Source organism: Glycomyces tarimensis (genome assembly GCF_054776215.1).
Window position 1 is genome coordinate 100,803 of record NZ_BAAHCB010000012.1, and the last position, 12,723, is coordinate 113,525.

The 12,723-nt window shown below is 69.3% G+C and carries 12 protein-coding genes and 1 pseudogene; 11 read left to right on the forward strand and 2 right to left on the reverse strand.

The features are described from left to right. The first annotated feature begins 13 nt into the window (after nucleotides 1-13). The 6 genes from ACYVK3_RS11190 to ACYVK3_RS11215 all read left to right on the forward strand — a co-directional run bounded on the left by ACYVK3_RS11190 (nucleotide 14) and on the right by ACYVK3_RS11215 (nucleotide 5,718). Nucleotides 14-1,219, forward strand: a complete 1,206-nt coding sequence (locus ACYVK3_RS11190) for an ROK family transcriptional regulator (RefSeq protein ID WP_460497394.1) — start codon at nucleotides 14-16, stop codon at nucleotides 1,217-1,219. A 192-nt stretch (nucleotides 1,220-1,411) separates the two neighbouring features. Beyond that, nucleotides 1,412-2,707, forward strand: a complete 1,296-nt coding sequence (locus tag ACYVK3_RS11195) for an ABC transporter substrate-binding protein (protein WP_460497395.1) — start codon at nucleotides 1,412-1,414, stop codon at nucleotides 2,705-2,707. A gap of 8 nt (nucleotides 2,708-2,715) precedes the next feature. Further along, nucleotides 2,716-3,693 (forward strand): carbohydrate ABC transporter permease, encoded by a 978-nt coding sequence (locus tag ACYVK3_RS11200; protein ID WP_460497396.1) that lies wholly within the window; start codon nucleotides 2,716-2,718, stop codon nucleotides 3,691-3,693. A 92-nt stretch (nucleotides 3,694-3,785) separates the two neighbouring features. Next, on the forward strand, nucleotides 3,786-4,574 hold the full coding sequence (locus ACYVK3_RS11205) for a carbohydrate ABC transporter permease (RefSeq protein ID WP_460497469.1): 789 nt from the start codon (nucleotides 3,786-3,788) through the stop codon (nucleotides 4,572-4,574). Between the two features lie 152 nt (nucleotides 4,575-4,726). Next, a complete protein-coding gene (locus ACYVK3_RS11210) occupies nucleotides 4,727-5,119 on the forward strand; it encodes a DUF4234 domain-containing protein (protein ID WP_460497397.1) in 393 nt (130 codons plus the stop codon). 83 nt (nucleotides 5,120-5,202) lie between these two features. Then, complete coding sequence (locus tag ACYVK3_RS11215; RefSeq protein WP_460497398.1) at nucleotides 5,203-5,718, forward strand: purine phosphoribosyltransferase family protein; 516 nt, start codon at nucleotides 5,203-5,205, stop codon at nucleotides 5,716-5,718. Here ACYVK3_RS11215 and ACYVK3_RS11220 read toward each other — a convergent pair. Next, nucleotides 5,715-6,317: a bifunctional 4-hydroxy-2-oxoglutarate aldolase/2-dehydro-3-deoxy-phosphogluconate aldolase gene (locus tag ACYVK3_RS11220; RefSeq protein WP_460497399.1), complete on the reverse strand. Its 603-nt coding sequence runs from the start codon at nucleotides 6,315-6,317 to the stop codon at nucleotides 5,715-5,717. The genes ACYVK3_RS11215 and ACYVK3_RS11220 overlap by 4 nt on opposite strands. Further along, nucleotides 6,314-7,231 carry a sugar kinase gene (locus tag ACYVK3_RS11225; protein WP_460497400.1) on the reverse strand — a complete coding sequence of 306 codons (918 nt, stop codon included), beginning with the start codon at nucleotides 7,229-7,231 and terminating at the stop codon, nucleotides 6,314-6,316. The genes ACYVK3_RS11220 and ACYVK3_RS11225 overlap by 4 nt, the downstream gene beginning before the upstream one ends. A 118-nt stretch (nucleotides 7,232-7,349) precedes the next feature. Between ACYVK3_RS11225 and ACYVK3_RS11230 the strand changes: the two genes are divergently transcribed. The 5 genes and pseudogenes from ACYVK3_RS11230 to ACYVK3_RS11250 form a co-directional block, all read left to right on the forward strand. Further along, a complete protein-coding gene (locus ACYVK3_RS11230) occupies nucleotides 7,350-7,778 on the forward strand; it encodes a hypothetical protein (RefSeq protein WP_460497401.1) in 429 nt (142 codons plus the stop codon). A gap of 93 nt (nucleotides 7,779-7,871) precedes the next feature. Continuing rightward, complete coding sequence (locus ACYVK3_RS11235) at nucleotides 7,872-9,368, forward strand: family 43 glycosylhydrolase (RefSeq protein ID WP_460497402.1); 1,497 nt, start codon at nucleotides 7,872-7,874, stop codon at nucleotides 9,366-9,368. 153 nt (nucleotides 9,369-9,521) lie between these two features. Then, nucleotides 9,522-11,429 (forward strand): DEAD/DEAH box helicase, encoded by a 1,908-nt coding sequence (locus ACYVK3_RS11240; RefSeq protein WP_460497403.1) that lies wholly within the window; start codon nucleotides 9,522-9,524, stop codon nucleotides 11,427-11,429. Beyond that, nucleotides 11,426-12,001, forward strand: coding sequence for an SWIM zinc finger family protein (locus ACYVK3_RS11245; protein ID WP_460497404.1), 576 nt, complete (start codon nucleotides 11,426-11,428; stop codon nucleotides 11,999-12,001). Before ACYVK3_RS11240 ends, ACYVK3_RS11245 begins: the two co-directional genes overlap by 4 nt. Nucleotides 12,002-12,407: 406 nt before the next feature. Beyond that, nucleotides 12,408-12,710: pseudogene (locus ACYVK3_RS11250) on the forward strand (CPBP family intramembrane glutamic endopeptidase); the annotation flags it as partial. Nucleotides 12,711-12,723: the final 13 nt, after the last annotated feature.

Sequence of the window (12,723 nt, forward strand, 5' to 3'; positions counted from 1 at the left end):
GTAGGCTTCCCTCATGAAATCCACCTCACGCGATATCCGCATTCGCAACTGCTTCTCGGTGCTCAGACACCTCATCGCGGGGGCTCCCACCTCGCGCCAGATCCTCGCCCGCGAGACTGACCTGAGCGTTGCCACGGTGTCGAATCTGGTGTCGGACCTGATCGAGCTCGGGGTGGTCGTCGAGGTGGGACACGAGGACTCGGGCGGCGGACGGCCCAGGGCGCTGCTCGCGCCGAACACCGGCGGCGGCGTCCTCATCGGCGTCGACGTCGCCGAGACCTACGTGCAGTTGGAGGTCTATGACCTCGGTCTGGTGGTGCTGGACCGGATCGACGAGCGCCTGGAGACCGCCGAGAACACGCCAGACCAGGTCCTCGGGCACCTCGTGGCCGGGATCGAGGCGGTCCGCGAGCGTTTGGGCGGACGTGAGGTCCTCGGGCTCGGCGTGAGCCTGCCCGGCCAGGTCGACGTGGCCGGCGGGGTCTCGGCCTTCGCGCCGAACTGGAACTGGCACGACGTGCCCTTCAGGGACCTCCTCGCCGAGCGTCTCGACCTCGACGCCCCGATCTACCTGGACAACCCACTGAAGACGGTCACGGTGGGCGAATTGTGGTTCGGCGACGGGCGCGGCGTCGACCGCCTCGCCGTCGTCAACCTCGGCACCGGCTGCGGCGTCGGGCTGGCCTTCGAGGGCAAGCTCTACCGCGGGGCCACCAACTCGGCGGGAGAGTGGGGGCACACCACCCTGAACCCCGACGGACCGCAGTGCCGCTGCGGCGCGAAGGGATGCGTCGAGGCCTATGTGGGCGCGCCGGCGATTCTGCGTCAATGGGGCGAGCTCGACGACCGCGCTCACGTCGGTTCGCAGTCCGAGGCCATGGCCTCCCTCGCGTCCGCGTGGGAAGCGGGGGAGGAGTCGGCGGTGCGGACCGTCGACGCCGTCTCTCGGCAGCTGTCGGCCGGGGTCGCCAACCTCGTCAATCTCGTCAACCCCGATCTCGTGGTGCTCATCGGCTGGGTCACGCGGGCGCTGGGCGACGCGCTCGTGCCCGAACTGGAGCGCCGCCTGCCCGAGCAGGCCATGGAGGCGCCGCTCAAGGTGCTGCAGCTCAAGCGGAACAATCAGCAGCGCAACATGGTCGGCCTCGGCGCCGCCGCGCTCGCCTTGGAGGGGCACCTCAACCGCATCAACACCGTGGGCGCCCGCACGCGCCGCTGACCGCGGCCGCCCCGGGATTCCTCCGAACGCAAATCGTTATCGAGAACCTTAATTCAACCCATTGACAAAGGGCGCGCGTGTGGTGAGACTGAGAGCTGAATCGACAAGCGTTGATTCTCCGCTGCGGCGTCGACCATGACCCGGGGTCGCACGGGAGCCCTTCCGACCTCTCAACGTAGCGAGGAGCACGAAATGGTTGCTTCAGGCAACAGCCACCCTTCCAAGAAAGCGCTCGCAGCCCTGGCGATGAATCGCCGACGGATGCTCGCCCTCGGCGGGATGACCGCCGGGGCCGGGGCGCTCGCCGCATGCGGCGGCAACACCGGCCGCGAGGCAGACGGCGACGGCGTGAACCTGTCGCAGTGGTACCACGAGTACGGCGAGGCGGGCACCCAGCAGGCGGCGCTGGGATACGCCGAGGCCTATACCGACGCCAACGTGAGCGTCGAGTGGATCCCCGGAGACTACGACGCCGCACTGTCATCGGGCCTGCTGACGGACGACGCCCCCGACGTGTTCGAGAGCCACCTCAACCGCGGCATGGTCGAGGCCGGCCAGCTCGAGCCGCTCGACGACATCATCGCGGACGTGATCGACGACATCCCCGAGAGCGACCTGGCGCGCAACACGCTCGACGGCACCGTCTACGGCATTCGCATGATCGACGACCCGCAGTACATCGTCTACCGTCCCAGCATGTTCGAGGCCGCCGGCATCACCGCGCCACCGACCACCTTCGACGAACTGATCGACATCGCGGTCGAACTGACCAACGGCGACGTCAAGGGCATGGACTTCGGCGCGGCCGGCGGCACCGACCGGCTGGGCCAGCACATGATCCACAGCCTCGGCCTGTCGTTCATCGGCGAGGACATGCAAGCCGGCTTCGACGACCCGCGCATGCTCGAAGGCGCCGAGTCGGTCAGGCGCCTCAACGAGTCCGACGCGCTCCTGCTCGGGGCGCCCACCGACTGGTGGGACCCCTCCTCGATGATCCAGGGCCTGTGCGCGATGTCCTGGACCGGTCTGTGGACCATGCCGGCGCTGCTGGAGGCCCTCGGCGACGACATCGGCATCTTCCCCAACCCGGGCTTCGCGGGAGGCTCCCCGACCGTCTTCAACGGCGGCTGGTCCGCCTTCGTCAACGCCAACAGCCCCCACGTCGAGGAGGCCAAGGCCTTCACCAAGTGGCTGTGGGTCGACAACGAGGAGTACATCCTCGACTGGTGCCTCAACTACGGCTTCCACATCCCCTCGCGGATCTCCCTGCGCGAGAAGGCCGACGAGCTCTCCTCCGGTCCGGCCGCCGAGGCCGTGGCCATCTCCGAGGAGTACGGCTGGGCCGAGAACCCCGACTGGACCCCGGCGATGAACACCGCCCTCAACGACATGTTGAGCAACATCGCCCTGGAGGGCAACGATCCGGAGGCCGAGCTGGCCAAGGCCGTCGAGACGGTCAACGGCGAACTCAACGGAATCTTCGGGTAGGGGGCATCGTGGCCGTCACCGACAAGACGGCCGAACCGGCATCGGCGGCAGCGGGGACGTCACGGCGCCCTCGCCGCCGCCGATCGTTCGGCGGCCGCAATCTCGCCTTCTGGTACTTCGTCGGGCCGTTCCTGCTCGGCCTGATCGTCTTCACCTACATCCCGGTGGGCTGGTCCGCCTACCTGTCGTTCTTCGACGCGCGCAACACCGTCACCCCGGCGGCGGAGGACTTCGTCGGCTTCGACAACTTCGTCACGATGCTCACCGACGAGAACTTCCGGCGCAGCCTGATCACCTTCTCCATCTTCGCGGCGATCATCGTGCCGATCACCTTCGCCTCGTCGCTCGGACTGGCCTTGGCGGTCAACAAGGTGCGCATCGCGCGGGCGTTCTTCCGCTCGGTGTTCTTCCTGCCCTTCGCCTGCTCGTACGTGGTCGCGTCGCTGGTGTGGAAGATGTCGATCTTCGCCGGCGTGCGCTACGGCATGGCCAACACCATCCTCGGGTGGTTCGGGATCGACCAGATCCCATGGCTGTTCGGGAACGACCCGCCATGGTTCTGGCTCGTGATCGTCACCCTCCGCCTGTGGATCCAATGCGGCTTCTACATGATCCTGTTCATCGCCGCCCTGCAGCAGATCCCCGAGCACCTCTACGAGGCCGCTTACGTCGACGGCGCCAAGCCCGGGCGACAGACCTTCTGGCACATCACCCTGCCGCAGCTGCGCGCCACCTCGGTGGCGGTGCTGATGCTGGTGCTCATCGCGGCCTATCAGGCATTCGACGAGTTCTGGAACCTGCTGCCCAACTCCGGGAACGTCCCATACGCCCGGACACCCCTGATCTACCTGTTCCACACCTCGCTGGGAACGACCCAGGACCTCGGCCGCGGCTCCGCCGGGGCGCTCATCCTGGCACTGCTGATCGCGATCGTGACCCTCTTCCAGGGCAAGATCCTCGGCTTCGGCAAACCGGAAGGACGGTGACCGACATGGTGTCCACTCAGAACCGGTCGAAACCGGTCGGATACAAGCCCGGCCTCGGCTCCCGGGCTTCACGCGTGTGCAACTTCGTCGGGATGTGCCTGCTCGCCGTGGTCTTCCTGATCCCGTTCTACCTGATCGCGCGGAACGCGCTGGCCACCACCGAGGACATCACCGCGCCCGGATGGATGTGGTTCCCCGCCGACATACAGTGGGGCAACTTCACGGAGCTGTTCAACGATCCGATGGTGCCCATGGCGCGCAGCCTGCTCAACTCCACCCTGGTCGGTGTGCTCACCACCGTCGGCACGCTGTTCTTGTGCACGACCGCCGGCTACGGCCTCGCGCGCATCCCGCACCGCCATGCCGACAAGGTGTTCTACGCGATCCTTGCCACGCTCATGGTCCCCAGCGCGATCACCTTCGTGCCGAGCTTCGTGATGGTATCCAGCCTCGGCTGGGTCTCGGACCTGCGAGGACTGATCATTCCGACCCTGTTCAACGGCTTCGTCGCGTTCCTGTGCCGCCAGTACTTCCTGAGTTTCCCCAAGGAACTCGAAGAGGCCGCCCGCGTAGACGGACTCGGCTACTGGGGCTCCTTCTGGCGCATCGTGATCCCCAACTCGAAGGGCTTCCTCGCCGCGATCGCCGTGATCACGTTCGTCACGTCCTGGAACTCGTTCCTGTGGCCCCTGGTCATCGGGCGCTCGCCCGAATCGTGGACGGTGCAGGTCGCACTGTCGACATTCCTGACGGCACAGTCGATCAACCTGCCGCAGCTGTTCATGGCCGCCGCCGTCGCCATTCTGCCGCTGGTATTCGTCTTCCTGTTCCTGCAGCGGTTCCTGGTGCAGGGCGTGGCGCAGACCGGCCTGAAAGGCTGACCGCGAACAGCCGAACGGGCCTCCAAAGCGGACGAACAATCATGCCAGCGTGATGGCGCACACTTCGACGTGCCAGGCATTCGGCTGCGGGAGCGAGTCTCCCGCAGCCGAACGCGTTGCACCACCCCGAGAACCAAGGAGTCAGAACGACCATGCCCGGACTCAAGACCCGCAGTCCCTTCGGCGTGTGGGTGCTCAGCATCATCACCGCCGGCATCTACTACCTGTTCTGGGCCGCCTCCATGTGCGGCGAGGTCAAGACCGTCAACCCGCAGGGCGAGGAGAACCGCACCGGCTCCAACGTCGTGCTGTCGATCCTCTTCGGCGCGTTCACCCTCTACATCTGGCCGGCGATCAACTGGTTCAAGTTCTGCAACTCGGTCAAGGCCGAGCAGCGGGCAGCGGGCCTCGCGCCGACCTTCAACACCGGACTCGCCACGCTCCTGGTCTTCCTGCTCAACACCCACATCTGCTACGTCCAGTCGCAGCAGAACCTGGTCGTCGCCGCCGCGGCCCAGCGGCACCAAGCCGTCCCGACGGCCTGAATCCGAAAGCCACGAACGACGCCCCCGCCCGGCGGTGCCGGAGGGGGCGTCCCTCGTCCGGCCCCCTCGGTAGGCTTGCGGACGTGGACCTGACCGACTACGTGCCCGTCGTGCCCGACTTCCCCGAACCCGGTGTCGGCTTCCGCGACATCACGCCGCTGCTCGCCGTCCCGAAGGCGTTCCGCGCCTCCATCGACGAGCTCGAAGCGGCGTGCGCGAACCACCCGTACGACGCCATCGCCGCCTTCGACGCCCGAGGATTCCTCTGGGCCGCCCCGCTGGCCGACCGCACCTCCAAGCCGATCATCCCGATCCGCAAGGCCGGCAAACTCCCGCGCTCGGCCGCCGTCGAGACCTACCGCGGCGAGTACGCCGAGGTCCGCGTCGAGATGCACGCCGACGCCCTCCGACCCGGCGACCGCATCCTCCTCGTCGACGACGTCATCGCCACCGGCGAGTCCATGGCCGCCGGCGTCCGGCTGGTCGAGGGGCTCGGCGGCACCGTCGCCGCGTGCGCGGCGCTGCTCGAGATCGGGGCGCTGTCGGGGCGCGACCGCCTCGACGGATACCCCGTCGTCTCCCTGCTCGGCGCGCTCTAGGAGTCGGGCAGCCCCGCCAGCAGCGCCAGCTGCTCCGGGTCGGCCAGCGCCGAGCCGATCCCGCACACCGAGGCGCCGGCGCCGAGATAGGCGCCGACCTCGCTCACGCTCACGCCGCCGGTGGCCACGAAGCGCATGTCCGGGAACGGCCCGCGCATGGCCTTGAACCAGCTCGGCCCCAGGGCCGAGGCCGGGAAGACCTTGACCCATCGGCAGCCGAGCCCGGCGGCCTTCTGGAGCTCGCTCGCCGTGGCCACGCCCGGCAGGTGCGGCATCCCGGCGGAGCGCGAGACCTCCAGCACCGCCTCGTCGAGCCCCGGCGCGACCGTGTAGGCGGCCCCGGCCTCGCGGGCCCGGGCCACGTGGTCGGCCGAGACGACCGTGCCGGCCCCGACGGTGAGCCCGCGCTTCGCGCCGGCCTCGACGGCGGCGGCGAGGGCCTGCTCCTGGCCCGGCTGTCCGATCGGCACCTCGACGAGTTCGACGCCGCCGTCCCAGGCGGTCTCGGCCAGGGCGACGGTTTCCTCGGGCGGCAGCCCGCGGAGGATCGCCATCACGCGCCGGCCGGCGAAGAGGGTGTCGAAATCGGTACGGCTCATGTCTGCTGCTCCAGGATCGATGTGACGGTTTGCGGTGCTGGGGGTGCGGCGAGGTCGCCGGTGGTCTGGAGGGCTCCGGCGGCGAGCCGGTGGCCGAGCTTCATGCAGCCGTCGGCCGAGGAGCCCTTGAGGCGGCCGAAGAGGAACCCGGCGGCGAAGGCGTCGCCCGCGCCGACCGGTTCGATGACCTCCACCGGCTCGGCGGGGGAGTAGTGCCGCTCCTTGCCCTCGAAGCAGGTGACGCCGATGCCGCCGTCCTTGACGACCAGTGTGTCCGCGCCGGGGAGCCGCTCGCGGACGTCCTCGGCGGTGGCGCAGCCCCAGAGCGTCTCGGCCTCGTCGAGCCCGACGAAGGTGAGATCGGCGGCGTCGGCGAGTTCGGCGAGCACGGGAGCGGCCCGCTCGACCGGCCACAGCGCGGGACGGTAGTTGACGTCGAAGCTGACGGTCGCGGGCGCCAGTGCGCGGCCGACGACGAGTTCCCTGATGAGTCCGGCGCAGCCCTCGGACAGCGCCGGGGTGATGCCGGAGACGTGGAGGATCGAGGGGGGCTCGACGTCGGCGAGGTGACCGGGGGCCATGGTGGAGGCGGCCGAGCCGGCGCGGTAGTAGTGGACCGTCGTGCCTTCGGGGCTCGGATCCTTGAAATAGATGCCCGTGGGCCGGTCGGGGTCGATCACGACGCCGTCGCAGTCGACATCGGAGGCGCGCAGGACGTCGAGGATGCGGCGCCCGAAGGGGTCGTCGCCCACCTTCCCGCGCCATCCTGCGTGCGCCCCGAGCAGGGCGAGACTGATGGCGACGTTGGACTCGGCGCCGGCGACGCCCGCCCGCAGGTCGGCGGCGTGCCGAAGGGGCGCGGCGGCCGTCGGGGCGAAGACGACCATCGACTCGCCGAGGCACAGTACTTCCATTGGCGACTCCTCACGGTGGGGAGGCCCCAGACTACCGGTGGCGATCGCGTCTCGCCCATCCGCGCCGATCGATATCCGCGTTAGACTCGAAGCCGTCCGTCTGCCGTTGAGGTGAACGTTGTCCGGTGTACAGCTGATCAAGATCTTCGCCTGGGTCATCGGCGTGCTGTCGCTGCTGTGGCTGTTCGTCCAGTGCCTGGGAGGCCCCGACCCCACCGAGGGCCCCAGCGAGCGGGAGATCGAGCAGGACGTCGAGGAATACGCCGAGGACTGCCGCCGCGCCCGGGAGGCGCTGGAGTTGCTGAGCGAGGTCGACCACGAGAACGTCGACTTCGTGACCGACGAGATCGACACCATCGCCACCGATATCCGCGATCCGCAGCTGTCCCAGATGGCCTACTCGTTCGCCAGTCGTGCCGAGGAGATGGTCGCCGGCACCGAGCCGGGCGACACCGAGGAGCTGCGCGAGAACTATGAGCTGTACCGAGGGCTGGTGGAGATCGACCTGTCGCTCAGATGCGCGGGCAGCGGCGCCGCCGCCGATTGACGCATTGACACTGTTCCATTTTACCGATAACCTCCACACGTTCGAACATCTATCCCCTCGATAGATGCCCTGCATACTGCGATGTGGAGCGACATGAAGCCCCTTGGCAAGCGCCGCGTCTGGCTCGGCGGCGCACTGGTCCTGGCCCTGCTCGGGGCGCTGCTCGGATTCGCGCCCGCCGGCGCGGCCTCCGGCCGTGGCGGCGACTGCGAACCCGAGGCCCCCACCGGCCCGATGCTCGGCGAACTCGGCTCCCACGACCCCGCGCTCGTGGCCGCCTGCGACGGCGAACCGTGGTACGTCCTCGCCACCGGCTGGGGTCCGTACAACGACGGCACCGTCCCAATCCGCCAGTCGCTCGACGACGGGCAGTCCTGGCGCACGGTCGGCAGCGTCTTCGACGCCAAACCGGCCTGGGTCGAGGAGGCCGTCCCCGGCGTCGACAACCTGTGGGCGCCCGCCGTCCACTTCGACCGGAAGTCCAAGACCTACTACGTCTACTACTCGGCCTCGACGTTCGGCTCCCAGCGCTCGCTGATCGGTCTGGCGACCAACACCACCCTCGACCCGGCCGACCCCGACTACGAATGGGTCGACCAAGGCCTGGTCTTCGAATCCTTCGAAGGCGACCCGTACAACGCCATCGACGCCGAGATCGTCGTCGACCGCAAGGGCGTCCACCACATGATCTTCGGCTCCTGGTGGACCGGGATCTACACGATCGAGCTCGACTGGCCCTCGGGCAAGCCCGCCGCGGGCGCCGAACCGGTCCACCTCGCCGGCCAGGGCGGCGAGGGCATCGAAGGCCCGGCCATGATCCGCCACGGCAAGTACTACTACCTGTTCGTCTCCCTCGGCATCTGCTGCGCCGGCGCGGACTCGACCTACTCGATCGCCGTCGGCCGCTCCACCTCGCCGACCGGGCCGTTCCTCGACAAGGACGGCGTCGACATGCGCGAGGGCGGCGGCACCGTGATCCTGCAGGCGCACGGCACCAACGTCGCCACCGGCGGTCAGAGCTTCGACGAGGGCCTCATCGCCTACCACTCCTACGACCAGGCCGGCGGCTTCGCCTTCGGCATCGAACGCGTCGAGTGGAAGCGCGGCTGGCCGGTCCTGTCCGGCCCCGCGGGCGGCGGCGAGCCGAGCCCCGCGATCGACACCGACGCCTGGTACGAGATCACCAGCGCCCACTCCGGCCTCGTCCTCGGCATCGAGGACGCCTCCACCGAAGGCGGCGCGCAGCTCCTCCAGCAGGAGCCCACCGGCGAGGCCCACCAGCAATGGCGGTTCGTCTACTCCGACAACGGCTTCTACCGACTCCAGAACCGCCACTCGGGCCTGGCGCTCGACATCTGGGAATGGAACACCCAGCCGGGTGCGACCATCGCCCAGTGGGACGACCTCAACGGCGTCAACCAGCAGTGGCAGGTCGCCGAGTCCGGCGGTGCGATCACCCTCCTCAATCGGTTCTCGGCGCTGAGCCTCACCGTCTGGGAGGGCTCGACCGAGCCGGGCGGACGCGTCAGCCAGGACTTCCCCTCCGGCGACGCCGATCAGCAATGGGTGCTCTCAGCGGTCGGCTCCTAGACCCCACTCACCACTCGACGGGGACGGGCCGGGCGGCCCGCCCCCGTTTCGTGATGAAGCACGCAAAGGCGTGCAAACGCTGTTCGCGCGTTTGGGATAGCGACCCGACCTGTGGCAAAATGGCTCGTCTGCCGCGAACCCGTAGGAGCCTCGTTGCCACCCAGCCAGCTGCACGCCACCTTTCTTCCCGACCACGCTTCACCGGCGGACGGTCGGCTGCTGTTCTATGGCGGCGAGCACCCCGAGACCGCCGCGAGCGAGCTCGGCCTGCCCCCTGGCGACCCGGTCTCCACCGAGCTCTACGTCGACGGGCGACTGCGCGAGGTCAGGGGCCTCGTACTCCCCGTGCGGCCCGTCCTGACCGCGCTCAAACGCGTCGCCTCGCGCCCGGACATCACCGAATCCGTCGCCGTCTGGGCGCGCATCGCGGCCGCCGTCGACGACGACAAGTTCGACGACCTGGACCGCATCGCCGCCGAACTGCCCGCCGAGGGCCACGCCGCACCCCACTCCGAGGGCCACGTGTGGAGCTCCCGGGCTGCCGTCGGGGCCTTCGTCGAGTCCTACACCGAGCTGCTGCGCTCCGACTCAGGGCTCAACCTGCGCCTCATCACCGCCCAGCACTCCGACCCCGGCGACGTCCGCGTCAACGCCGACCTGCGCCGCTACCAGTCCCACGGCATCGCCTGGCTCGAAGCCGCCGCCGACGGCGGCGCGGGCGTCATCCTCGCCGACGACATGGGCCTCGGCAAGACCCTCCAGTCCATCGGACTGCTCGTGCGCCGCGCCGGCTACGCCCCCCACCTCGTGGTCTGCCCGACGTCACTGGTCGGCAACTGGCAGCGCGAGATCGCCCGCTTCGCCCCGCAGCTCACCGTGCACCTCCACCACGGTCCCCAGCGCGCCAAGCACGCAGGCCCCTTCCTCGACGCCGACGTCGTCGTCACCTCCTACTCGATCGCGCTGCGCGACATCAAGCTCCTGCGCTCGATCGCCTTCGACACCATCGTCATCGACGAGGCCCAGGCCATCAAGAACCACCGCTCGCGCACCGCCGGCGCCGTCCGCGACCTGACCGGCCGCGTCCGCGTCGCCCTCACCGGCACGCCCGTGGAGAACCACCTCGCCGAACTGTGGTCCATCTCCGAGTTCGTCAACCCCGGGCTCCTGGGCGGCCAGGCCGACTTCAAGCGCCGCTTCGCCGACCCCATCGAGATCGGCCGCGACCCCGCCGCAGCCGCGCTCCTGCGCGCCCGCATCGACCCGGTCGTCCTGCGCCGCCTCAAAGAAGAGGTCGCCGCCGACCTGCCGCCCAAGATCGAATCCACCGTCGCGTGCACCATGACCGACGAGCAGGCCGGACTCTACAAAGAGGCCATCAGGGACGCCTTCGACGAGGGCCTGGGCGACGGCATCACCCGCCGCGGCCGCGTCCTCAAGCTCCTCACCAAGCTCAAGCAGGTGTGCAACCACCCCGCGCAGGCCATCGGCCTCGGCGACAGCACCGGCCTCGCCGAACGCTCCGGCAAACTCGACCGCGTCACCGAAATGCTCACCGAGGTCGTCGACGAGGGCGCCAAGGCGCTGGTGTTCACCCAGTACCGGCAGATGGGCGAGCTGCTCTCCAGCCACCTCGCGGCCGAGGTCGGCGTCGCCGCTCCGTTCCTGCACGGCGGCCTCGACCAGATCGCCCGCGACAAGCTCGTCGACCAGTTCCAGACCGTCGAGGGCCCCGCCATCCTGCTCATCTCCCTGCGCGCCGGCGGCACCGGCCTCAACCTCACCGGCGCCTCCCACGTCGTCCACTACGACCGCTGGTGGAACCCCGCCGTCGAGGACCAGGCCACCGACCGGGCCCACCGCATCGGGCAGACGCAGACCGTCCACGTCCACAAGCTCGTCACCGCCGGCACTCTCGAGGAACGCGTCGACGAGCTGCTCAACCGCAAGCGCGCCATCGCCGACGCCGTCGTCGGCAACGGCGAGGACTGGCTCGGCGAACTCGACGACTCCCAGCTGCGCAAACTCATCGAACTCGACGAGGACGGAGTGCCCGCATGAGCGACCCGTACGGCAAGACCTGGTGGGGACGCAAATGGTGGCGCGCCCTCGAGACCATCGGCCTGAACTACCCCGACCAGCGCATCGTCAAGGGCCGCGCCCTCGCCGGGCACGGGGCCGTCCAGGGGCTGTCGATCGAGCCGGGCGTCGTCTCCGGCACCGTCGCCGACACCAACGGCACCTTCGCCGCCTCGATCCACATCCCCGTCTATGACACCTCGACGTGGACCGAGGGCATGACGGCGCTGTCGCTCTCGCCCTCGTGCGTCGCCGGGCTGCTGGCCGGGCGCCTGCCCAAGCGCATCGACGATGTCCTCGCCGGAGCCGGCATGCGCCTGCTGCCCAAGAAGTACGTCGCCGAGCCCCACAACCGGATCACGACCTCGTGCGAGTGCGCCGACACGCGTGAGGTCTGCGGCCACATCATGGCCGTCGCTCTCGTGAGCGCCGCCAGGATGGACGACGACCCGTGGCTGGTCCTGCTGCTGCGCGGCGGCCCCACCCGCGACCTCGCCGGCCGCCTGCGCGCCGCGCGGCTCGCCAGCATGGACGCCGCCCAGCCAGTCGCCTGAGAGGCACCGCCCTAGAGTCACCGCCAGAGGCACCGCCCTAGAGGCACCGTCGGCCGCGACCGTCTCGTATATCCTCAAGAGGCAGACGCCCCGCCCATTGAGGAAGCCCGCCATCAGACCCGTGCCCTCGCGAGCCGCCGCGCTCGGCTTCGGAAGCGCCCTCACGCTCGCCCGCTTCGCCGTCATCTACCTGTCCCTCGAACTGGCCGCGCTGCTCGGCATCCCCGGCTGGTACGCGGGGCTCTTCACCAATGCGATGTGCGTCGCGTTCGCCGTGGCCGTGGTGACATGGCTGCGCATGTGGCGCGGAAGCGGCGTGACCACGCTGTGGCGCTCGAAGCGCGCCGCCCTGCTCCTGCTGCCGTTCCTCGCGGAGGCGGTGGTGTGGGCGGTCTATCCGGGAGGCATGGAGGAACTGGCACCCGGGTACGGGCTGTGGGCCTTGACGCTCCTCATGGTGGGCGTCAATGAGGAACTGGTCAGTCGCGTGGCGATCCTGGGCACTCTGCGCAAGGCCTACCGCGCGGTCCCGGCGGTCGTGCTGACAGGGGCGCTGTTCGGCCTACAGCACCTATCGCAACTGGTCATCACCTCGCGCGCCTTCGATGATGTGGCCGCGAATGTGCTGCTGTCGGCCGTGTACGGTTTCGCGCTGGCGGCGTATCAGCTGCGTTTCGCATGGGTACTGCCGCTGATGCTCATCCACGCGCTGGCCGACTTCA

Bases quoted from the DNA above. Each gene is read 5' to 3' on its own strand.
- ACYVK3_RS11190 (WP_460497394.1), top strand. From the start codon at position 14: ATGAAATCCACCTCACGCGATATCCGCATTCGCAACTGCTTCTCGGTG.
- ACYVK3_RS11195 (WP_460497395.1), top strand. From the start codon at position 1,412: ATGGTTGCTTCAGGCAACAGCCACCCTTCCAAGAAAGCGCTCGCAGCC.
- ACYVK3_RS11205 (WP_460497469.1), top strand. From the start codon at position 3,786: ATGTGCCTGCTCGCCGTGGTCTTCCTGATCCCGTTCTACCTGATCGCG.
- ACYVK3_RS11210 (WP_460497397.1), top strand. From the start codon at position 4,727: ATGCCCGGACTCAAGACCCGCAGTCCCTTCGGCGTGTGGGTGCTCAGC.
- ACYVK3_RS11220 (WP_460497399.1), bottom strand. From the start codon at position 6,317: ATGAGCCGTACCGATTTCGACACCCTCTTCGCCGGCCGGCGCGTGATG.
- ACYVK3_RS11225 (WP_460497400.1), bottom strand. From the start codon at position 7,231: ATGGAAGTACTGTGCCTCGGCGAGTCGATGGTCGTCTTCGCCCCGACG.
- ACYVK3_RS11235 (WP_460497402.1), top strand. From the start codon at position 7,872: ATGAAGCCCCTTGGCAAGCGCCGCGTCTGGCTCGGCGGCGCACTGGTC.
- ACYVK3_RS11245 (WP_460497404.1), top strand. From the start codon at position 11,426: ATGAGCGACCCGTACGGCAAGACCTGGTGGGGACGCAAATGGTGGCGC.